General features: G+C 65.3%; 33 protein-coding genes. 10 read left to right on the forward strand and 23 right to left on the reverse strand.

Annotated features, from left to right (window positions below):
• Positions 1-17: 17 nt before the first annotated feature.
• The 20 genes from DFR45_RS03420 to DFR45_RS03510 form a co-directional block, all read right to left on the reverse strand.
• Positions 18-467 (reverse strand): phage tail terminator protein, encoded by a 450-nt coding sequence (locus DFR45_RS03420; RefSeq protein ID WP_114482299.1) that lies wholly within the window; start codon positions 465-467, stop codon positions 18-20.
• 1 nt (position 468) lies between these two features.
• Positions 469-981: a phage protein Gp36 family protein gene (locus DFR45_RS03425; protein WP_114482300.1), complete on the reverse strand. Its 513-nt coding sequence runs from the start codon at positions 979-981 to the stop codon at positions 469-471.
• A 31-nt stretch (positions 982-1012) separates the two neighbouring features.
• On the reverse strand, positions 1013-1339 hold the full coding sequence (locus DFR45_RS03430; protein ID WP_114482301.1) for a capsid cement protein: 327 nt from the start codon (positions 1337-1339) through the stop codon (positions 1013-1015).
• A gap of 3 nt (positions 1340-1342) precedes the next feature.
• Positions 1343-1567, reverse strand: coding sequence for a hypothetical protein (locus DFR45_RS03435; protein WP_114482302.1), 225 nt, complete (start codon positions 1565-1567; stop codon positions 1343-1345).
• 10 nt (positions 1568-1577) lie between these two features.
• Positions 1578-2501, reverse strand: a complete 924-nt coding sequence (locus tag DFR45_RS03440) for a major capsid protein (protein ID WP_114482303.1) — start codon at positions 2499-2501, stop codon at positions 1578-1580.
• Between the two features lie 29 nt (positions 2502-2530).
• On the reverse strand, positions 2531-3706 hold the full coding sequence (locus tag DFR45_RS03445) for a peptidase (protein WP_114482304.1): 1176 nt from the start codon (positions 3704-3706) through the stop codon (positions 2531-2533).
• A gap of 66 nt (positions 3707-3772) precedes the next feature.
• Positions 3773-4207 (reverse strand): Mor transcription activator family protein, encoded by a 435-nt coding sequence (locus DFR45_RS03450; protein ID WP_114482305.1) that lies wholly within the window; start codon positions 4205-4207, stop codon positions 3773-3775.
• Positions 4200-4670, reverse strand: a complete 471-nt coding sequence (locus tag DFR45_RS03455) for a regulatory protein GemA (RefSeq protein WP_114482306.1) — start codon at positions 4668-4670, stop codon at positions 4200-4202. Before DFR45_RS03455 ends, DFR45_RS03450 begins: the two co-directional genes overlap by 8 nt.
• 7 nt (positions 4671-4677) lie before the next feature.
• The gene (locus DFR45_RS03460; RefSeq protein ID WP_144686907.1) at positions 4678-5175 is read right to left on the reverse strand and encodes a hypothetical protein; all 498 of its coding nucleotides are present in this window, start codon (positions 5173-5175) and stop codon (positions 4678-4680) included.
• Positions 5176-5394: 219 nt separating this feature from the next.
• Positions 5395-5637, reverse strand: a complete 243-nt coding sequence (locus DFR45_RS03465; protein WP_114482308.1) for a hypothetical protein — start codon at positions 5635-5637, stop codon at positions 5395-5397.
• Positions 5638-5640: 3 nt separating this feature from the next.
• Positions 5641-6168: a host-nuclease inhibitor Gam family protein gene (locus DFR45_RS03470; protein ID WP_114482309.1), complete on the reverse strand. Its 528-nt coding sequence runs from the start codon at positions 6166-6168 to the stop codon at positions 5641-5643.
• Between the two features lie 34 nt (positions 6169-6202).
• The gene (locus tag DFR45_RS03475; protein ID WP_114482310.1) at positions 6203-6559 is read right to left on the reverse strand and encodes a helix-turn-helix domain-containing protein; all 357 of its coding nucleotides are present in this window, start codon (positions 6557-6559) and stop codon (positions 6203-6205) included.
• Positions 6556-7182 carry a hypothetical protein gene (locus DFR45_RS03480; RefSeq protein ID WP_241659305.1) on the reverse strand — a complete coding sequence of 209 codons (627 nt, stop codon included), beginning with the start codon at positions 7180-7182 and terminating at the stop codon, positions 6556-6558. The genes DFR45_RS03475 and DFR45_RS03480 overlap by 4 nt, the downstream gene beginning before the upstream one ends.
• Positions 7182-7385 (reverse strand): hypothetical protein, encoded by a 204-nt coding sequence (locus tag DFR45_RS03485; protein ID WP_114482311.1) that lies wholly within the window; start codon positions 7383-7385, stop codon positions 7182-7184. Before DFR45_RS03485 ends, DFR45_RS03480 begins: the two co-directional genes overlap by 1 nt.
• Positions 7386-7468: 83 nt before the next feature.
• Entirely contained in the window at positions 7469-7627 is a 159-nt protein-coding gene (locus DFR45_RS14455; RefSeq protein WP_158636968.1) for a hypothetical protein, read from the reverse strand.
• A 3-nt stretch (positions 7628-7630) separates the two neighbouring features.
• The gene (locus tag DFR45_RS03490) at positions 7631-8539 is read right to left on the reverse strand and encodes an ExeA family protein (protein WP_114482312.1); all 909 of its coding nucleotides are present in this window, start codon (positions 8537-8539) and stop codon (positions 7631-7633) included.
• Between the two features lie 110 nt (positions 8540-8649).
• Positions 8650-10431, reverse strand: a complete 1782-nt coding sequence (locus tag DFR45_RS03495; RefSeq protein WP_114482675.1) for a DDE-type integrase/transposase/recombinase — start codon at positions 10429-10431, stop codon at positions 8650-8652.
• Between the two features lie 35 nt (positions 10432-10466).
• The gene (locus tag DFR45_RS03500; RefSeq protein ID WP_114482313.1) at positions 10467-11390 is read right to left on the reverse strand and encodes a hypothetical protein; all 924 of its coding nucleotides are present in this window, start codon (positions 11388-11390) and stop codon (positions 10467-10469) included.
• A gap of 55 nt (positions 11391-11445) precedes the next feature.
• Positions 11446-11769 carry an IclR family transcriptional regulator gene (locus DFR45_RS03505; RefSeq protein WP_114482314.1) on the reverse strand — a complete coding sequence of 108 codons (324 nt, stop codon included), beginning with the start codon at positions 11767-11769 and terminating at the stop codon, positions 11446-11448.
• Complete coding sequence (locus tag DFR45_RS03510; protein WP_114482315.1) at positions 11766-12242, reverse strand: hypothetical protein; 477 nt, start codon at positions 12240-12242, stop codon at positions 11766-11768. Before DFR45_RS03510 ends, DFR45_RS03505 begins: the two co-directional genes overlap by 4 nt.
• A gap of 113 nt (positions 12243-12355) precedes the next feature.
• On the opposite strand from DFR45_RS03510, the gene DFR45_RS03515 reads away from it, so the two are divergent.
• Positions 12356-12622 carry a hypothetical protein gene (locus tag DFR45_RS03515; RefSeq protein WP_144686908.1) on the forward strand — a complete coding sequence of 89 codons (267 nt, stop codon included), beginning with the start codon at positions 12356-12358 and terminating at the stop codon, positions 12620-12622.
• A 36-nt stretch (positions 12623-12658) separates the two neighbouring features.
• Here the strand turns inward: DFR45_RS03515 and DFR45_RS03520 are convergent, their stop codons facing one another.
• The 3 genes from DFR45_RS03520 to DFR45_RS03530 are packed head-to-tail and all read right to left on the reverse strand — an operon-like array spanning position 12659 to position 13638.
• A complete protein-coding gene (locus tag DFR45_RS03520) occupies positions 12659-13006 on the reverse strand; it encodes a helix-turn-helix domain-containing protein (protein ID WP_114482317.1) in 348 nt (115 codons plus the stop codon).
• On the reverse strand, positions 13003-13332 hold the full coding sequence (locus DFR45_RS03525; protein WP_114482318.1) for a hypothetical protein: 330 nt from the start codon (positions 13330-13332) through the stop codon (positions 13003-13005). The genes DFR45_RS03520 and DFR45_RS03525 overlap by 4 nt, the downstream gene beginning before the upstream one ends.
• Before the next feature lie 45 nt (positions 13333-13377).
• The gene (locus tag DFR45_RS03530; protein ID WP_144686909.1) at positions 13378-13638 is read right to left on the reverse strand and encodes a hypothetical protein; all 261 of its coding nucleotides are present in this window, start codon (positions 13636-13638) and stop codon (positions 13378-13380) included.
• A gap of 95 nt (positions 13639-13733) precedes the next feature.
• Between DFR45_RS03530 and DFR45_RS03535 the strand changes: the two genes are divergently transcribed.
• From DFR45_RS03535 to DFR45_RS03570, 9 genes are all read left to right on the forward strand, one after another.
• Complete coding sequence (locus tag DFR45_RS03535; RefSeq protein ID WP_114482320.1) at positions 13734-14081, forward strand: helix-turn-helix domain-containing protein; 348 nt, start codon at positions 13734-13736, stop codon at positions 14079-14081.
• Between the two features lie 22 nt (positions 14082-14103).
• On the forward strand, positions 14104-14616 hold the full coding sequence (locus DFR45_RS03540) for a hypothetical protein (protein ID WP_114482321.1): 513 nt from the start codon (positions 14104-14106) through the stop codon (positions 14614-14616).
• A gap of 68 nt (positions 14617-14684) precedes the next feature.
• The gene (locus DFR45_RS14330) at positions 14685-14978 is read left to right on the forward strand and encodes a hypothetical protein (protein WP_144686910.1); all 294 of its coding nucleotides are present in this window, start codon (positions 14685-14687) and stop codon (positions 14976-14978) included.
• A 298-nt stretch (positions 14979-15276) separates the two neighbouring features.
• A complete protein-coding gene (locus DFR45_RS03545; protein WP_114482322.1) occupies positions 15277-15819 on the forward strand; it encodes a lysozyme in 543 nt (180 codons plus the stop codon).
• Entirely contained in the window at positions 15816-16442 is a 627-nt protein-coding gene (locus tag DFR45_RS03550; protein ID WP_114482323.1) for a DUF2514 domain-containing protein, read from the forward strand. Before DFR45_RS03545 ends, DFR45_RS03550 begins: the two co-directional genes overlap by 4 nt.
• Entirely contained in the window at positions 16432-16788 is a 357-nt protein-coding gene (locus DFR45_RS03555) for a hypothetical protein (protein WP_114482324.1), read from the forward strand. Before DFR45_RS03550 ends, DFR45_RS03555 begins: the two co-directional genes overlap by 11 nt.
• Positions 16785-17099: a hypothetical protein gene (locus DFR45_RS03560; protein WP_114482325.1), complete on the forward strand. Its 315-nt coding sequence runs from the start codon at positions 16785-16787 to the stop codon at positions 17097-17099. The genes DFR45_RS03555 and DFR45_RS03560 overlap by 4 nt, the downstream gene beginning before the upstream one ends.
• A gap of 10 nt (positions 17100-17109) precedes the next feature.
• Complete coding sequence (locus DFR45_RS03565) at positions 17110-17682, forward strand: phage protein Gp27 family protein (RefSeq protein ID WP_114482326.1); 573 nt, start codon at positions 17110-17112, stop codon at positions 17680-17682.
• Positions 17682-19112 (forward strand): phage terminase large subunit family protein, encoded by a 1431-nt coding sequence (locus DFR45_RS03570; protein WP_114482676.1) that lies wholly within the window; start codon positions 17682-17684, stop codon positions 19110-19112. Before DFR45_RS03565 ends, DFR45_RS03570 begins: the two co-directional genes overlap by 1 nt.
• Position 19113: the final 1 nt, after the last annotated feature.

A 19113-nucleotide genomic window follows, 5' to 3' on the forward strand; every position in this document is an offset into this window, starting at 1 on the left:
TACAGTTCAGTTGGGTATCAGTTGTGGGTCGTTCTGCAGATCAACTCAGCCGTGAACGCCAGCGGCACGTATTGGTAACCGGCGCTGTAGCCTGCATTGGGTGCGCTTGCCAGCTGCAGCGGCTTGGTGGCGTCAGCGGGTTGCCACCCCTGCAGTGCCAGCAGCACCTGCTGGGCCAGCGCGCCCGCCTCGGCGCGGGCAGCTGCGCCGCTTTGCACCGCGCGCGCATTGCGCACCGCCACCACGGCGAGCCAGGTTTGCTCGATACGCACCGCGCGCCCATCGGCGCGCGATTCGGTGGGCGTGTAGCCCTGATAGATCACATGCACCGCAGGGCAAAGCTGCTTTTCCTCGGTCACGTCGGCAAGGTCTGCCGCCGTGAGCACGTGCACCGCTGGGCGCAGCGGCGCCAGGCGCTGCTGCAGGCGCTGCACCAGCTCGGCTTCGATGGCCAACAGGTTGTCCATGTCAGTAGCCACTCCAGTCGATCGCCTTGGGCTGCGTGCGCACCATGGTGGCCCCTGCGGGCTGCGCCACGGCAGTGTCCGCAGCGCCCAGGCTCACCGTGCCTTTGGCCAGTGCAGCCAGGTAGTCGTCCGCCCATTGGGTGCCGCGGCGCAGCTCCTCGGGCACGCTGGCGCCATACAGGCGCTTCACGGCAATCGCGGCCACCACGCCAGGCAGGTCAGAGCCCGCCACCAGTTCGGGCGCCAGCGGCATCACCTGTCGATACCGCGGGAACAGGTACGTATCCGCATGGCGGCTCGCACGCTCCAGCGCATCCTGCAGGCGTGCCAGCGCATCGATGGCGGCCTGCTCGGCCTCAGCGCTCCATGCGCTCAGGTCTGCCTGCGCCTCCACGGCCTGCAGCAGCGCACCATCCACCAGTGCCGCGGCACTGCCGGTGGCGGCACGCTGCGCCAGCTCGTCCCAGCCGCCGGTTGCGGCGCGGGCCATGTCGGCTATGGAGGCGTAGGTCATGGTTCAGCCAGGTATAGGTCTGCGGGGTGGATCAGCGCAGCACGCGGATCACGTCGCCCGCGGCGCCAGCGGCATCCAGTGCCACGCCGTTGGAGACGCCAGTGCTCTTCGTGATGGCGCGGCCACTGGCGTCGCTTTCCACCTCGGCACCGGCAGCAATGGCTGCGCCGGCCTCCACCAGGATGGCTCCGTGCGTGGCCACGCCTGCCATTTCGCCAGCGTCGTAAGACGCATTGGCCACGCCTATGGAGCGCTCGCCGGCGCTTGCCATGTTGCCCGTTACGTCAACAAAACGTTTCGGGGTGAGCGCCGCGGCAGCAGGCACCGTCAGCGTGAGCAGGATTTTCTCGGTTTGCATGGTTTACTCCTGTGCAATCTGTGTTTCTGTGGCATCGCATGCCGCAGGCGTGAGGCCCAGGCGCTGCGCCGCTTTGGCATCAATGGTGATCGTCTGGCCAGGTGCATACAGCACGCCGTCGTGCAGCACGTGGCTGTGCACGGCGACGAACTTGCCCAGCGCATCGGACGCTGCCTGGGCGTCCTGCATGGCATAGGGCGGCGCAACTTTGGCGTGTCGTGTGGCCATGGCTTATCGATCAGGCGTTGGTGTTGCTGATGAGGTAGCCCGCGTCCGCGCCCAGCAGATAGGGGCGGAAAATGTCGGTGTTGCGGATCAACTCGATCTTGCCGTCCTCGGTGCGCGTGTCCACCACGGGCTGCCCGCGGCGGCGCAGCGTGTAGCCATAGCTGGGCTCATACGGGCTGCGCTGGGCCATGTCGGTCTGCGGCACATAGGCCAGCACGATGTTGTCGCCCCACACGTCGCTCACCACGCCCGCATCGTTCGCGGTCACGGCACGCCCCACGTAGATATTGGGGATTTCAAAGATGTCGCGCAGGTCGTTGAGCTGCAGCACACGCTGGCGCGTATCGCTCAGGATGGCGCGCAGCTTGGGGTGCTTTTTGAGCGCCATCCAGGCCGCATAGCCGATCACCATCGTATTGGGCTCGCGTACGATTTTCGCGCGCACGGCAGCCTTGGCATCGGTGATGACCCCTTCAGGGTCGGAGTTGGCAACATCCGTGAACTGGCTGGTTCCAGACAGTGCGATCTTGTTGCCCGTGGGGTAGCTTGCCGGATTCTGCGCCAGCGTGGCCACCATGACCTCGTGGCGCAGGCGTATGCCTTCCGTCACCACGGCCGTGGCGCGGGCCTGCAACGGGAATGCAGATTCCGCGTCCTCGCGATAGTCGATCGGGTATTCGAGGTCATGCTCATCGAGCGCAATATCGATGGCGCCGATGTCCTCGGGCGCAATGCGGTTGCTTTTGGCGCGCAGCGCCCGCTCGGTGGCGTAGAGCTTGAAATGCTCCTTTCCAAAGACGGGAATCTTGCCGCCCTCCTTGTCCACCAGCACGAACGGCATCAGCGCATCGCCCACGAACTGGTCGTTGCTGTAGCCAATGGCCAGGTTGGTCAATACCGGATCGACGATCCGCAGTTTGCTCAAACGTCCCATGGTGCGTACTCCTTATGCGTGGGCGTGGGTCAGCGCAGCACGGCCGCAGCGGCCGTGGCGTAGTCGGTTTTGTGCTCGGCCATGTAGGCCAGCACCTGTTTGTGTTGCGCCAGGCGCTGCGGATCGGACTCGGCAAACGCGGCACCATCAGCAGCTGCGCCCATGGCCACCTCAGGCGCCACGGCGTCGCGCGTGGCATGCTCGCCAAACTGCACCATGGCAGGCTGCGCCTGCAATGCAGTTTTCAGCGCCGTCAGCAGCGGTGCCTTGGCGTCGCCCTCGCCAAACTCCACGGGCGCATCCTGCGCAGCCAGGTAGTCCAGCGTCGCCACCAGCACGTCGCGCGCGGCGGGCAGCATGCGCCCCTGCGCCACCAGCTCATCGCAAAATGCCACGTTGTCGGCATGCAGCCGCGCGGCCTTGGCCTGGGCCAGCTCGGCACTCAGGCGCTCGTTGTCTGCGCGCAAACGCGCGGCTTCCTCTTCGGTCACTGTGGGCTCCTCGTGGATGGTTGAGGGTTGGGAAAAGCTCGCCTGCAGCGGCTGCAGGTCCTGCGTGGCTTGTGCATCCTGCGCGGCAGCCTGTTGCTCCAGCTGGTCACGCACCAGTTCGGTTTGTGCGCTGGCCTCGAGGCTCTGCACCTGGAAGCTCGGCACCACGCGATCGGCCTCATCCTGGCCAAACTTGCCGATGATCCAGTCGCGCAGGCTGCGCCACAGGCTGGCGTTGGTCACGTCATCCCATTCGCCATATTCCATCGTCAGGATGCCTGCCTCATCGTCGGCAAACTGTGGATTGCGCAGCCCCTTCACGGCGGGCGGTTGCGCCCCCAAAAAACCCACATGGCGCAGGTAATACACACCTGGCACGGGGTTGTTCGGCGCGGTGGGGCCGTAAAACGACGCGGAGATTTTTTTGAACGCCCCTGCGGCCAGCATGTCGGCAAAATCGGGGTTCACCTGCGCAGGCAGCGCATACAGTCCGCCGCCATCCTTCCCGTTGCCATCGGCATAGCGCAGGCTCTGCACCCAGCCATACGCGGGCAGGTCGTGCCGCGGGTGACCAATCACCAGCGGCGCTTCGTGTTTCGCGGGGTCATAGGCGGCCACGGTGGCCTGCAGGTCAGACTCGGCAAACGAGATCGTTTGCCCGCCCATAGCGGTGTGCCGCCCGACCCGGAAGATATGCAGCTCTTTGGTGTCCATGCCCTGCAATGTGCTGCAGGGCGTGCGCCTGGGCGAACGCAAGCGCTTTAGTATTTTTGGCCGCGCTCAGGCGGCGTCCATGCCAGGAAGGTCAGACTGGCGCCGCAGAAAGCGCTCGCGCTGATAGGTGTCCACGATCTGCCGCACGCGCACTTCGGTCAGACCATACTCGCGTGCCAGTGTACGGTAGTCGCCCCGGAATTTGGCACACATTTCGCGGTCGCGCAGGCTCAGGCGCACCGCCACGCCCTTGGGCAAATACACCTGCCCGCCACCTTTTTGCTCGCACAGGTGCAGCAGCTGCGCCATGCACTGCGCCGCCATGGCGCGCAGCTTTTGTCCCCACTCCCCCGTGGGTGCTGCGCACCCGGCGCGCTCGTCCTGCAACACCAGTGCCTCGTACAGGCAATGCGCTATGTCGCGCATGTCCTCGGTCATGCCATCGAGGTACAGCGCCTCCAAAATGGCCAATTCGGCGGCGCTCAGGTGCCTGTCACTCATGGCGTTCCCCTTGCGCGTTGCGCGGCGCCGGCCCGCGCTTGACCCACTCCTTCAGCGCCTCGATGCAGGTATCCAGCTGGGCGCTGTTGCAAAAACGCAGTGCGCTCACATGCACCGTGCGCTCCACCCACGCATCGAGCGCGGCGCGGCTTGGGTTGTTGACCAGGCCGTCCTGGTGCAGCTGGTGCCACAGTGCCCACACCTTGCGCTCGCGCGGGCTGGCGGAGGCCTTTGCCTGCGCAAAGCGCTCTTGCGTCAGCGGGTGGCGGCGCGTGGTCTGTGCCAGGCCCATACGCACCGTCAGGCCCTGCAGGTGCTCGCGCACCGTGCGGCGCTGCGCCTGCGTCATGTCCTTGCTGCTGGCCTTGCCCGTCAGGTGCAGCAGCAACGCGCGGTAGTCGTCGTCGCTCATGCCCAGTTTGGCCTTGAGCACATGGATTGCTGCAGTGTGGTTTGCGGCCATGATCGCCTCACCGGCCCTTGTCTGCAGCATGCAGCGCAAACAATGTGAACCGCTGCGCAGGCAATTCCAGGGTTTGCGCCACCAGATCGTGGCCCATGCGCGCCACGGCCACCATCTGCCCGGTGCAGCTCGTCAGGTAAGGCGCGCCGAACTCAGCCCCGGCATGGCGCACGACACCGCCGGCGCGCACACGGCGCAGGAACCACGACGTCACCACCGCCTTTTCCGCCTTGTAGCATGCCCATGCAGACAAAATGTTGCCCGCGTCCCTGGGCCAATAGCCATTGCGCAGGCGCCGGATCGTCCAGCGCGTGAGATTGAGTGCGCGAGCGGCTTCCGACAGCGGCTTCGCATGGACAAAATCCGTCAAATCAGGCGGACACGATAAAACGCCGCAGGACGCGCGCAACGCATCCGTGGCTACCTTCGTATTGCCACACACGTTTTCAGCGCTCCCAGGCGCGTGCAAATCGTGCGTTGAGGCATTCGCTGCATGGTCATACATCATCAACCTCCAAAAATTCGAGATCCGGTGTTCTCGGACACCGGAAACCGGGCTTTGCTGCACCGGCCGTTGCCGGCCTGGAGACTGCGGCGCGCAAGGGTCAACGCGGCGCATTGGTGCACGTGCCTGCAGCGGTTGCGGGGCTGAAGCCACCCCAGGGCACCCACTGCCTGCCCTGCCGGCCTGTCGCGCCCCTCGGCGGCCGGCGCGCGTTACGCATCAGCGGTAATCCTCCGGCGTCGCCGGCGGGCGCGGCTTTGGTTCGTGCCGTGCGCAGGTGGCGTAGGGCGTGACGAAAAACGCCCCCACGTTGCACACCATGCCGCGCTCTTCGCGCCAGTAGCACACGGCCACGGCACCCTCAGAGCCCGCCACGGCCGAATGCGCGCAATTGCCGCAGCTGGGGCGCGCCTGTAGCGGCTTGTAGCCCATGTCCAACTGCCGCATCTTGATGCTGCCCATGGATCAACCCTCCACCGTGGCGGCAGCCTCGAAGGGCACGATCACGAAATCCTCCACCCCCGTCACGATGTTGATGCCGGCAATGCCGCGCACCGCATCGGGCTCGTTGAGCATTGCCTCCTTGTTGGGCTCGTACCGGGTACGCACGAAACGGCCCAGGCCCATGCGCAGCAGGGTTTCGATCACGGCGTCCGCACCGCGTATGGCAACGCTGGGGGGGCGCAGACGCCAGCTCACCTCGCCCGTCACCAGGTTGGCCGTTTTGCCGCGCTTGTCGGCCTCGCCACACAGCTCGACACGGTGCGCCTCGCACCAGGCCTGCACACCGGCCTGCAGCGCCTCGATGCGCTGCTGCCGATCGGCCAGCAATGGCTGGAACGCCTGCGTGATGGTGGCAATCTGGTCGTTCATGTCCGAGCGCAGGCGCTCGAAGTCGCGCTGCAGCTCGCCAATCTGGCGAATGTGCTGCGCGCATTCGTTGCGATCCTGCGGTACGTGCGCGTGGGTTTTGTTTTTGATGCGTGTGGCCATGATGTTTCTCTACAGGTTGGTTGAAATGACTTTTTCAGCGGTGCACCAGTGCACCGAAGAACAGACTCGGGCAGCGCTTGAAGTCCAGCGCCCCTTCGCGCGCAGGCTCATCGCGCGGCGGCACATAGACGGGGGCATGCATGCGGTCAAACTGCGGTGCCTGGGGTATGGCAAGGCGGGTATCCACGGCGCCCCACAGCATGTAGCAGCGTGAATTGCCCTCACGCCCCAGCCGCTCGATGTAACCGAGGTCTGCCATGCGCTTGAGGCGGTTATTGATATGGCGCACGCTCAGGTGCGGCGTCACCACGCGCATGTCCTGCGCGGTGGCCGGCCCCTGCTCGCGCAGAAACTCGAGCAGCTGCAGGGCCTCGTAGCTCAGTCCTTTCATGGCGTCTCTCCTTTGCGTTTTGCGATGGCCTCGCGCATGGCGCGCACGGTGGGCGATGTGCCCGCGGGCGCTGCAGCAGGCGCGGGCCTGGGCGCTGGCATGGGCGCGGTTGATCCAGGTCGCGCAATGGGCGTCGCCCCGCCCGTGAAAAGCGCGCCCACATGCGTGGGTGCGTCACTGGAGTGCGCACGGCCAGCGCTGCGGCGTTCGGCCTCGCGCGTTTGCTCGGCGGCGGCCTCGTGCCTGTCCGCCATGCCGCTCAAAATGGCGTACAGGTATCCGTGCCCCTTCATGGGCAACTCCAGGCGCTGCAGGTCGCGCGCGGCCAGCATCTGGTCAATGGCCTGCGCCCATGCGGACAGCGGAGCGGGCCAGTCACGCCCCTTCCAGGTAATGGCCTGGCGCTCCAGGTCGGGCAGCAGCTGCAGGATCAGCTTGATCTTTTTGCTCGCAGTCAGGCGCTGCTTCGGCGGTGTGAACAGGGCCACGTACTGCAACACACGCGCCCCCAGCGGAATGCTCACCGTGGCCAGCCTGCTGAGCGCGCGGTGATCCATCTCGCAGGCAAACAGGCTGCTCATGTCCAGCTCGGTGCCGCATACGGGGCAGGAAAGATCTGCCATCAGTGCCACGCCTTTCCTGCCGCCAGCAGCAGCAGCGCGCCAAGCTCGATGCACAGCACCGCCAGCAGCACCGCCGTGGTGCGTCGCATGGGCACCATCTGGCCGGCCGTGCGCCGCGCGCGGCGTGGCATGTGCTCTATCGCCCCCGGCGCAAAATAAAAGCCGCCCGCCGGCAGGGCGCCTGTGTCATGGCGTACAGCCATGCGGGGTTCCTCGCGGCAGCTGCAGGAGCCCTTGGTGCCGGCATTGCATACGCCAAGCTCCGCACACGTATATCCTCGGATCGTCATGGTTTGCTCCTTTGGATGCAGATTGCGCTCACACTGCGCGCCTGCGGGTAGTCGGCCATGGTTTGCAGCACGGCCTCGATGCCGCACGCGAACAGGCCGGTATAGCGACGGGCGCTGCCGTCTTGCATGGTGATGCGGATGCTGTAAATGGTCATGGCTCAGCACCCCGCAATCACGTGCGCATCGATCTTCGGGTAGCCCACCAGCGCCGCCGCGTTGAGCGCGCGGCACACCAGGTTGTTCACCACCAACGGGTAGCACACGCTCACCGCAGCGCTGGCATGGCCTGTGCGCGCGCCGCGCGGCGTGGCAATCAGGCGGGCGCGAATCGCATCCATGGCATCGGCCTCGAACAGGTCTGCCACCCTGGCGCCGGCACGCTCGAGTTTGTGCGTCAGGTAGCCCTCAAGGTCGTTGTCCAGCGGTTCCATGGCGATCAGTTCGCAGCGCTGCACAATCTCGCGCACCTCGGGGTTTTGTTCGCTCAGCAGCGTGCGCAGCTCGGGCTGGCCAATCAGCGCCACGCCCAGCAAGCGGCGCAGGCCGTCCTTAAGCTCCATAAAATTCTTCAGGTGTTTGAGCGTGGGTAGCGGCATGCGGTGCGCCTCTTCAATCAGTACCAGGTGCGTATAGCCCGCCGATCGGCTGCTTTTGAGCAGCTCATGCACCTGGCGGTAGCGCCCCTCGGGGCTGCTCTTGAGCTGCACATTCGGCGCCAGCGCATGCACGATGGACTCTGCAATCTGGCCCACGCGCATCGGCTTGCCGCGCGCCTCGCTGGGCTCCATGCCCAGCACATAGGGCTTGATCAGGATGATGGGCCGCGCCTCCTCGCGGATGCGCTCTTCCAGCTCCTCGCGCAGCGTGGTTTTGCCGCTGCCGGACTCGCCCACGATGGCCACAAAGCCGTTGTTGGTGGCCGCGTCCAGCAGCGCGGCACGCACGTAACGCCCGTGCTGCGTCACAAACACGTCCTCGCGCGCCTGTATGTCATCGACAAAGGGATTGCGCGCCAGGCCAAAGTGGCGTTTTGCCGCGGGCGAAAGGCTCTCATTGCGTAGTAACATCGTCGGTACCTCCTGGTGTTCCGTTGGTTTGGTTTCTGGGGGGTTCATTGGCCCCTGGGTTGCACAGCCCATGGGGCCTTCTTTTTGCCCGTATGCGGCGGCGGCATCGCTCATGCGTCACCCCCCACCACGCGCAGGCCTGCGCGCACCGTCAGGCGTGCGGCAATCTCCGGCAGCTTGTCTTCTGGCACCCCCTCCGGGTATTGCTGGCGCAGCGTGGCCAGCAGCGCCGGCGTCATGGCCACGCCCTGCGCCACCAGCGCGCGCGCTGCCGCAAAATGCGTGAGCGGCGGCACGGAATCCTGCTGCGCCAGCCTTGCGCCCGCCTCGAGCGCGGTGCCGCGCCGCGGCAAAAAGACGCGCTCTGGCGCCTGCTCGATGACCTTGTACGGGTCTATGCGCCCGCCAAACGGCAGCGCCTTGGCCTTGCGCGCGGCCTCGGCCTCGGCATCGGTCTGCGCGTCCATGGCCACGCGCTCGAGCTCCTTGCGCGTGGCATCGAGCTGCGTGTCCTGCGGGCGCGCCCAGTCCTCACCGATCACATTGGCATCGGTGCGGAACCCCGCCCCATCGCGCGCCACCATGGGCACGCTGTGCAGCAGCTCATTGCCATCGGCATCGGTCAGCACGATGGTGGCGGCGTCCTGCGCATAGGGGTTGATGGCCACGGAGAGTTTCTCGCCCACCATCACGCCGGGCACATCGCGCACGTCGTACTCTGCGCCACCAAAACTCACCGTCTGCGTCACGCTCACCTTGCGCAGCTCGGGGTGGTGCGTCAGCAGTGCCTGGCACACCTGCACCGACGGCGCAATGCGCAGCTGATCCTCGCGGATGCTCATCCAGGCGTCATACCGCGTTTTGCCATGGCGCGTGTGCACGCGATGGCCGTTGAACCACTGCGCCCAGCGCTGCGCCTGGTGGTTCAGCTCCTGCAGGTCGCGCACCGGGCGCAGGCGCAGTCCGCTCTCGAAGCTCTTTTCGATCAGGTCGCGCGCCTTTTCCACCTGGCCGGTGGCGCGCGCATTGCCTGGAGCGTGCGCAATCAGCCTGACCTGCAGGCGCCGTGCCAGATTGGCAAACAGCCCGCTGGTATTGGCGCTGCCCATATCCATCATCAGGATGTAGGGCACGCCGTGCATGGGGTCGCCATCGCACTTTTGGATGAACTCTATGAAGCACTCCGCCAGGTTGGCGCCGCTCTCTGCCCCCATCACGTAGCGCAACTTGATCGCACCGCTATAGTGGTCTGTGGCCTCGTATGACCACACGCGGTCGGCCTCGATGCGCCTTAGGTTGCTGGGCTTGTTTTTGTAGAAAACGCTGTGCTGCATCACCTGCAGCCCGGTCTCGCGCTCGGTGTTCGCATGCAGGTAATACAGCACGCACAGACTCGCGTCTATCTGCCACACATGGTTGGGGTGCAGGCTGCGCAGCTCCACCGCCGGTGCCGGCCGGTTGATCTGCTCGGGGTGCATGCCATAGGCGCGCAGCGCACGCGCGATGGCGCTGTCCGACAGCGGCACCAGCTCGCCCGTGGCGGCGTCCAGGCGCTGCGCGCGGATTTCGCCGTTGGCGCGCAAAATCTGCACTGCCTGGCCAACCGACATCAGGCGCTTGGAGTTTTTGCGGTGGCTTTCCATCAACATGGCGCTGATGGCTATCGCCTCGGTGCGCGGCAGGCACACTGCGCCGGCATCGTCGCGGCGCTTGCGCTGCGGGCGCGGCGCCACTTTAGCCAGGTGGCGGTGCAGCGTAGCCAGGCTCATACCCAGCTCTGCGCAGGCCGCGGCGTACAGCGCGCCGCGCTGCCCGGCGGGCAGCTCCTGCACCTGCTGCGCCAGCTGCGCCAGCCGCTGCGTGCGCACGGGGTTCAGGGTGTGGTGGTGCATGGTGGCGAGCCCTATGCGGTGTGCGTGCAGCCCGATCAATCTGCCCACTGCTCCACCTCGGCGGCCAGCTCGAGCTCGGCGGCATTGCTCACGTCGGGCAGCCGGAACTCCTCGCGCAGCAGCTGCAGCTCGTGCGCCAGCTGGCCCACCAGGCCGGCGCAGAACACATCGTCGCGCGTGCTGCCATCGCCGTGTGCGCGCAGCTTGATGAGCGCCTGCCGCACGCCCCCGCGTATGGCCCCCAGCGCATCTTGCATGATGGCCGTGGCCTCTTTTTGCAGCTCCAGCTGCACCATGTCTCTGGGCGCTGTCTCGATGCGTTTGATCTGCGCGCGCAGCTTGTCCATGGCGGCGTTTTTGTCGGCCAGCACGCGGCGCGTTGCATCGGTTTCGGCGCGCTGCTCACGCAGCGCCGCGCGCAATTCCTTCACGCTCATGGTGGCCACATCGTCCAGTTTCAGTTCGCCTGTCTGGCCCGTAAGCTCTAGCTCCTCGATCTGTTCATCGTCGAGGATCAGCAGCTCGAATAATTTGGATTGACTACCAGCTGCGGCCAAAACGTGCGACGTCGCACGTTTTGCGAATTTGGTTGCTGTTTCCATGAAGCGGCGGGCCACACTGGCCTCGATCCCAAGCACCTCCAGTCGTGCCATGAAGCTCCCATGCTCACAAGCCTCCTTGAGCACGCGCAGCCCGCGCCCAACTTCCAGGCAGGCCTCCACGCTGCGGCGCATGTTCGCGGCAATGTCGCGCTGGATCAGATCGGGGTCGGTGGCATCGGCGGGCAGTTGGTAGCCCAGTTGCAGGGCCACGGCGCGCACACTGGCATCGCGCTGCTGCAGCGCCAGGCCTTCGGCGCGCATGGCCTGCATGGCGCCATCTAGTTTTTGCTCATCGATCTCTTCGTCTCTGATGGCCGGTGCAGCTGGCACCAGTGTTTTGCGTCCTGCAGTCGTCATTTTTTGGGCTCCAAGTCTTCAAATTGGGTGGGATAGAGGGCACTGCATGGCGGCTCTAGCCTGGGTTGCGCGTGTAGCGCTGGCGCGCCTCGTCCAGGCGGCGCTGCGCGGTGTCCAGCGCAGCAAACACCTTGATGGACTGCTGCGGCAGGCGTTGCGTCAGGCGCCATAGGCCGGTGGCCTCGTCGCGCTCGGCCAGGCCTGCGGTGGCCAGGTTGTCGAGGTCGCGCAATATCACGGGCACGCTGCAGCCCACGGCCTTGGCCAGCGCCGTGGGCGCCATGCCTTGCACCACATCGGCAAACAAGGCCAGCACCACCTGCAGCAGGCGCTGCTGCGCGCGGTTGGTGTAGTCGGTTTTGCGGGGGCGGGTGGTCATGCGTCAAACTCCAGTTGCGGCTGGGCATATGCAGCCACGTTGCGCTCGTGGTAGGCCACGCGCTCCATGTGTTCGCGCAGCGCTGCCGCCGTTACGCTGGCATCGGTGCGCGCCGGGTCGGCATAAAAGTTGGTCAGCAGTTGCAGCGCCTGGGCAAAGCCGCTGTTGAGCTGCACCATGTCTGCGGCATCGGCCTTTTTTCCCGTGGGCATGGCCACCACCATGCGCCCTGCAGACGCCGCCAGCCATTCGCTCACGTAGTGGCAGCCGCAGGCGTGTTCGTAGGGCGGTATCAGGTTGGCCGGCAGGCGCCCCGTGGCCAGCCACTTGTAGAGGCTGTCGTGCGTCACGCCCATGCGATCGGCGATGCGCTCCACGCTGAGGTTTGAGCGCTCCTGCGCATAGGCCTTGCACAGACGCAGCGCCTCCACCAGGCTGGCGGCGCGCAGGCGTTTCCAATCGCGGCGGATCATTGGAAGGCCCCTTTGCGCAGCGCTTCCAAAAAGATTCCGTCTTTTGCACTGGTAAAGCGGCTTTCGCAGTGGCAAAGTGCAGGCATGTCACACAACCCCTCGAAAGGACGAACATGCAACACCATCAAGACCTGCCGGATGTGCTGGATGAGCTGCTGAATCAGGTGCGCGATCTACATGCTGCGCAGACGGTGCAGCGGGCGGCGTTTGTAGTGCTGGCTCGCCATCTGTCAAAGGCCGGCCATGCGAACCTGCTGCAGCTGGCGCGCGATCTTGAGATGATGGCTGGCACACAGCCTGAGCCAGCTTGGCAATCCGGGCTTGCAGAACTTGCAGAGGCGCTGTTGCTCGTGCATGCCGGGCCATCAGCAGATCGCTGAGGTGCTTGGCCTCAGCGAGTGGCATGGTGCAGTGGTTCATGCGGCCTCCTGCTGCGTGTGGGCTGCGCCGGATTGGACATTGCCAGCCTGACGCCGGGCACGCTGGGCGGCGCTGTTCAGCTGCCCGCGCGATGCGCACAGGTCTGCGTCGCTGCGGCCAGGCAGTGCGGTGGGCACGCCGCGCTTGATGCCTAGGGCCACGGCAATGTTGTGGCTCATGCCGCGCCGTCCAGGACGGCCCCGCAGCACAGAGCGCGTGAGTCCGACTGAAAACCCATGCTCTCTCGCCCATTGGGCCACGCTGATGCCGTTGTATTCCAGCCATTCGAGCACCTCTTGCGGGGTGCGCGTGCCTTGCGTCGTAGGTTTGCTATGCTTGCTCATTGGTGCACCTTTGTTTCGTTTGTTGCTTGCTTTTCCGCTTGCTGCGCATCGGTGCAGTCCAGGATCTGGTGCAAGCGCTGCAGATAGCGTGACTCGGCATCCATGCGAGCGATGAGGTCCACGTAGTCCTCGTACACGCGCGATGCCATGCGCCTGCCGCCTGGTGCGCGGCTGCGTTGCAAAAAGGCCGCCGCAGCAGATGCGGCGTTGTCTAGCGCAATGCTGGCCGAGAGCGCGCTCTGCGCCACGGTTTGCGCGTGCCAGTCCACGCACTCGTGCGTGATGGGCATGCCAGGGGTCATGGTGATGGAGGCGAGGTGTGTCATGGTGGTGGCTCCGTTGGTTTGGTGGAGGTGGTTGGCAAAGGCGCGTCAGGCCGCGTTGCGCTCTGCGTCGCGCATGCAGCGCAGTTCCGCGCTGATGGACAGGTCTAAGACCTTGGTCTCGCAGCGGCGTGCAGCCAGCAGCACCTGGCGGCGCGTTTTGCCTGCCAGGCCCAGGGCGTGGGCATCGGCAGCCAGCGCGAGCAGCTGCTGGCGACGCTGCGCATAGCCTTGCGCGGCGGCAAAAAGCTCCGCGTCGCTCATGCGCAGCGGGTCGTTGAAAACAGGGGCTTGAATGGAGTGGTTCATGGCTTGCTTCCGTTGGTCTATCTATGGTTTTGTAGGGTTTGCGGATGTGATTATGGTACGCAAATGAGTACCTTGCAATAACTTGAGTTATCCAAATGGGTATTGGACAAAGATTGCGTGAAGAACGCGAGCGATTGCAGATGAGCCAGGAGGAACTTGGCTCTGTTGGAGGCGTGCGCAAGCAAGCCCAGCTGCACTATGAAAAAGATGAAAGATCGCCAGACGCTAGGTACTTGTCCGAAATCGCCAAAGTCGGAGTTGATGTTGCATACGTCCTCACCGGCGAGCGCGCGAAGCCCATCGCAGAGCTGGAGTTGCTTCCCCCGCAGGAGCGCATCCTGTTGGACAATTTCCGCCATGCGCCGCAGGCCGTGCAGGCCGGCGTGCGCACTACGCTAGGTGCGTTCGCGCCTGCGAATGCCACCAAGAAACGCGCCAGTTGATCCCCACTGAAAGGAGCCTGAAATGCCCGCCATCACCCGCCCGCACTCACTCGCACTGGCACTGGCACTGGCCCTGCTCATGCTGCTGTGCACCCCCGCATGGGCCGTGCACAAGTGCTCCGCCGAAGGAGGTCGCGTGGTGTACCAGGACGCGCCCTGCCAAGATGGCCGCGGCGCCGTGCTGGACGTGCATGCCAACGGCCCCACGGCGGCGCAGCGCTCAGCCTCCGGAGGCAACGCTCCAGCAGCTGCGGAGGGCGCCTACGACGACAAGTGGCACCGGGCTTTCGCCATCAGGCAGTTTGAGCTGCCGCCGTTGCAGCGCCAGCTGGACAATGAGGTGCGCCAGTGCGATGAGCAGCAACGCACCTTGGCAGCCCGCAAGCTGCGCGCCAACAACAACCTGGCGGGCGCAGTGTGGGAGCAGTCCATATCCTCCGAAATGCAGGCCGCAGCCTCAGCCTGCGACACCCGTCAGCGCGAACTGCGCACCCGCATCGACGCGCTGCAGCGCGAGCTCGAGGCGCTGCGCTAAAAACCACATGATGGCGAAAAAGCCAGCGCGCAGTGGCCCATGACGACCGACCACAACAAGGAGACATGATGACTCAGGATTCCGTCAAGGTATTGGCCACAGGCGTTGCCACGCTTGGCGAAGCCGTTGAGGAAGTGAAGGGGGAGCTTGCAGTGGTGGTGTGTGCGCTGGCAGCATTGCTGCGCACGCATCCAGATGGGCAGGCGTTTGCAGCGGAGTTGCGCAGAGCATGGCTGCAGATTGGCGCACCGAATCAAGCGCTTGCTGCCGACGATGCCACTGGTCGCCGTATGCGCGAAGTGCTGGTGATTCTGGAAGAATGTTGCTCGACCCCGTTGAACATTCTGCCGCCTTCGCGTTAGCGGTGGCGGTGTTCATGCCTGAAACCTTAACGGCACCAGCCGCTCGGTCAGCCCAACTTTTGCGCCAGGCCATGCGCGCGATGAGTGCAATACAAAAAGCGCTGGTGCCAAGTGTCTTCCAGTGGTGCCGTTGCATGATGATGCCTTTTGGGGAGTGAGTGCTGCAGCGTAGCCTGGGGGTTGCCGTTGCAATAACTAAACCGCTTTCGTTCGCCCGGCTCGCGCGCGCGCGGCACCATGCTGGGCATGACGTCATACCGCGATCTACATCCCTACGCCCTCCGTTGCGGAGGCGCGCATGGCGCTTGACTCCCAACGCATAGGCATTGCGGCCCTGGTGCTGTCTGCATCCGGCCTGGTGTATATCGCCCAGCGCGAGGGCTACAGCGACAAGGCCTACCCCGACCCCGTGCATGGCAAGGCCGTGGCCACGCTGGGATACGGCTCCACGGGTGGTGTCAAGATGGGCGACACGACCACGCCGGTGCGCGCCCTGGTGCGCCTGCGCGCCGATGCGGCCGAGGTGGAGGTAGCGCTGCGCAAGTGCCTTGCCGTGCCCATGTACCAGCGCGAGTGGGATGCTTTCGTGGGCCTGGCCTACAACACGGGCGCCACGGCCGTGTGCAAAAACAATGCCCGCACGGGGCCCAGCACCCTGGCGCAGCGCCTGCAGGCGGGCGACTATGCGGGCGCGTGCGATGCCATCATGCTGTACGACAAGGCTGGCCCCGTGCACAAGCCGCAAGACCGTTGCAGCCACCCCGACAACCGCACCTGCCGCGGCGTATGGGCAGACCGCCAGCGCCTGCGCGCGATGTGCCTGGGAGTGCCTGCGCCATGACTTTCAGCCCCATCAACCTGGCCACAGACCGCACCCGTGCGCTGCTGGTGGCAATAGCCGCATGCGCCGCGCTGGCGCTGTGCGCCTACCTCTACGTTGCAGGCCGCAACGCCGGCATGCGCACCGTGCAGACGCGCTGGGACGCTGCGGAGGATCGGCGCCGTGCCGACGATGCCCAGGCCGCCATGCAGGCCGCGCAGCGCCAGGCCATCGCAGAGCGCGCGGCCCGCGAAACCGAGTTGCAACACCAGGCTACCGCCGAAAGGATCGCCCATGACCAAGCCAACCGCGAGGCTGCTTTGCGCGCTGACGCTGAGCGCAGTGCTGCCCATGCTCGCAGCCTGCTCGACACCATCGCCCAGCTCAACCGGGCTGGGGCTGCGCCCGCTGCCGGACTGCCCACGCCCGCCACGCCTGCCGGCGCCGATGCCGGGCCTGATGGAGCCACCACCGCCCGCAACGCACTCGGCGAGTGCAGCCAGCGATATGCAGCTGTGGCAGCAACGGCTGACGGGCTCAGCGCCCAGGTGACGGGCCTGCAGGCGTGGGCGCGCATGGCTATGGATGGCAATGGCGACGCCGCAACGGGCGCTGCAGAAAACGGGAGTGGAAATGGTCTTTGAGCTGACGCTGGGAAACGTGATCACCGTACTGGCGCTTGTCGTGGCGGCCTTGTGGGCACTGGCAAAAATGGTCAATGTGCAGTATGAGCGCCGCATTGCCGACAAGTTCGACGCGCTGGTCAAGCTGCTCGATGGCATCTCCACCGCGCAGGATGGCAATGCCAAGGCCATGCAGGAGCTGGAGCGCCAGTTCATGCGTCTGCAAGGCGAGCTTCCCCTGAACTACGTGCGCCGCGAGGATTACGTGCGCGGGCAGTCCATCGTGGAGGCCAAGCTAGACGGCCTGGCCACCAAACTTGACAACGTGCAGCTGCGCGCCGCATTCAGCGACAGGAGCCACCCATGACCACCTTGAACGACACGCAACGCATCCGGCGCGAGCACCTGCGCTGGCTGATCCTGCTCACGCTCAACAATGCGCGCCCGCTGGGCGCTCCCGAAGGCCCCATTCTGGCCGTGGCGCAGGCCGAGTACCCCGACGCCACACCGCTGGAACTGCGCCGCGAGCTGGACTACCTGCACGAGCGCGAGCTGATCCGGCTGGATCGCCAGCCCAGCGGACGCTGGCATGCCGAGCTTACGCGCGAGGGCGTTGATCTGGCCGAATACACCACGCAGTGCGAGCCCGGCATTGCCCGCCCGCAGAAGTATTGGTAAGGGGCGCCACATGGGCAGAAAATCCAGCGTGGCGCGCTTGCCGCAGGATGTCAAGGCGTACATCGAGGCCATGCTCGCCACGGGTGCGCAAACCCTCGACGAAATGATTGCCGACCTGCAGGCGCGCTTCCCCGCGCAGGCGCACGATGGCGCCTTGCCAAGCCGCTCTGCGCTGCATCGCTATGGCTCCAAGCTAGACCGGCGCCTGTCCGCCATACGCGCCAGCACCGAGGCCGCCAAGCTGATCCAGGCGCAGGCCGGAGACGACAAGGACGCGCGCAGCGAGGCCCTCACGGCATTGGTGCAGACCGAGCTTTTCGAGGCCATTTTGTGCCTGCAAGAAGCCGACGACCCAGACGCAGACCCAGCCGAGCGCGTGGCCCAGCTCAGCGCCGCGGCCAAGAACATTGCCACGCTCACGCGCAGCTCGGTCAACCTCAAAAAATACCAGGCCGAGGCCGAAGAGGCCGCGCGCCTCAAGCTGCTGGAAGAGCAGCGCAAGGCGCTCGAATCCATGCCCAACCGCGGCGGCGTGACCGACGAAACCAAGGCCGCCATCCGCGCCGCGCTGGGGATTGCATGATGCCTGCCGAGCTCCCTGCGCATCCCACCAAACCACGCGATCGCAAGGGCCGCGCGAAAGTAATCCCGCGCGATGCGCAAGCCATTTTTCTGCCTTACCAATCGGCATGGATCAAGGATGAGTCGCGCCTTAAATTGATGGAAAAAGGCCGGCAGATTGGCCTCTCGTGGAGCACGGCCTATGCCTGCGTGGAGCGCACTGCAGCGCAGGGGGCTCGCCATGACCAATGGGTGAGCAGCCGCGACGATCTGCAGGCGCGCCTGTTCGTCGAGGACTGCAAGCTCTGGGCCGGCATCATGGGCATGGCCGCCAAAGACCTGGGTGAGCTACTGATTGACGATGGCGCGCGCAGCAGCGCCTACGTGGTGGAGTTTGCGTCCGGCAAACGCATCCACAGCATGAGCAGCAACCCCGACGCGCAGGCCGGCAAACGCGGCTCGCGCGTGCTGGATGAATTCGCCTTGCACCCCGACCCACGCAAACTGTGGTCTATTGCCTACCCTGGCATTACCTGGGGCGGCAACCTGGAGGTAATCAGCACGCACCGCGGCAGCCACAATTTTTTCAACGGCCTGGTGCGCGAGGTGCGCGAGGGCGGAAACCCCAAGGGAATCAGCCTGCACCGCGTGACGCTGCAGGATGCGCTGGATCAGGGATTCCTCTACAAACTGCAATCCATGCTGCCCGCAGACGATGAGCGCCAGGCAATGGATGAGGCGCAGTATTTCGACTTCATCCGCGCAGGTTGCGCCGATGAGGAATCGTTCCAGCAGGAATACTGCTGCGCCCCGGCGGACGATGACGTCGCATTTTTGGAATACGACCTCATTGCTGCCTGCGAATACCCGCAAACCATCGATTGGCGAACCCGCGAAAACGGCCCGCTTTTTTGCGGCATTGACATCGGCCGCAAGCAGGACTTGACCGTGCTTTGGGTGCTGGAAAAGCTGGGGGACACCTATTACACGCGCCACGTGGAGGCATTGCGCGGCATGCGCAAGTCCGACCAGGAGGCCATCCTATGGCCATGGATAGAGCGCAGCCGCCGCACCTGCATCGATGCGACGGGCCTTGGCATTGGCTGGGTCGATGATGCGCAGGACGCATGGGGCCATTACCGGGTGGAGGGCGTGACCTTCACCGGGCCCGTCAAGGAGTCCATGGCCTATCCAGTGCGCGGCGCCATGGAAGACCGAAAGTTGCGCATCCCTTACGACCAGCGCATCCGCGCTGACCTGCGCTCCGTCACCAAGGTGGTGAGCAGCGCTGGCAACATCCGTTTTGCGGCAGAGCGCACGCCAGACGGCCACGCTGACCATTTTTGGGCACTGGCATTGGCATTGCACGCAGACAGCGCACCCAGCGGGCCTCCGAGCGTGGCCAGCCGACCGCGCCGCACCGACCTGCGCCTGCAATTGGAGGGCTATTGAT

This window comes from Extensimonas vulgaris, assembly GCF_003337425.1.
In the GTDB taxonomy this organism is placed as follows: domain Bacteria; phylum Pseudomonadota; class Gammaproteobacteria; order Burkholderiales; family Burkholderiaceae_C; genus Extensimonas; species Extensimonas vulgaris.